Here is a 625-nt window from a genome sequence, read left to right as displayed (position 1 = left end):
ATACAGGCCGAAGTTGATCGATCCCATGTTGAGCGAGGCAACCTCGGGCTTGAACTGCGCGGCGGGCCGCACGCGCTCCTCGACGCTCATGTAGGGACTGCCGCCGGTGGTGATGTTGATGGCCGCGTCGGTCTGCTGCTTGATGCGTGACAGGAAACGGCCGAAAGCCTCCGGCGTCTGGTCCGGCTTGCCGGTTTCGGGATCGCGCGCGTGAAGGTGGAGGATCGCCGCGCCGGCTTGCGCTGCGGCGAGCGCGTCGTCGATGATTTCATCCGGCGTGATCGGCAAATGCTCCGACATGGAGGGCGTATGGATCGCACCGGTAACGGCGCAGGTGATGATGACCTTGCGTGATCTGGCCACGTTAAACTCCCCGAATATAATATTTATTTATTGATCGATAACTTGTCGCGACAGCGCATGTGTCAATCGAAATCGACTGAGTGGCCGTCCATTCATGCCCGGCCCGTAAACGGCGTGGCGCCGGGCGCGCGCGACACGGCGCCATCGATCACCTGTACGGGCGTCAAGCTCCAAGTCCCGCGATAGCCGCTTTGAGCATCGTCTTTCTCCCGGCGGAAGTGCCTACTTGATGGCCTGCGGATTGATCGGCGAGCCGGTGCCG

Annotated in this window: 1 protein-coding gene; it reads right to left on the bottom strand. The window is 61.8% G+C overall.

Annotation, left to right across the window (positions count from 1 at the left end; all coding sequences use genetic code 11):
- Positions 1 to 363: 3-keto-5-aminohexanoate cleavage protein (locus ACUSIJ_RS29665; protein ID WP_449310026.1), on the bottom strand; the 363-nt coding region annotated here is incomplete at its 3' end.
- Positions 364 to 625: the final 262 nt, after the last annotated feature.

The sequence above is a fragment of the Pseudochelatococcus sp. B33 genome, assembly GCF_053570585.1.
This window is presented reverse-complemented; position numbering and strand designations above follow the sequence as displayed.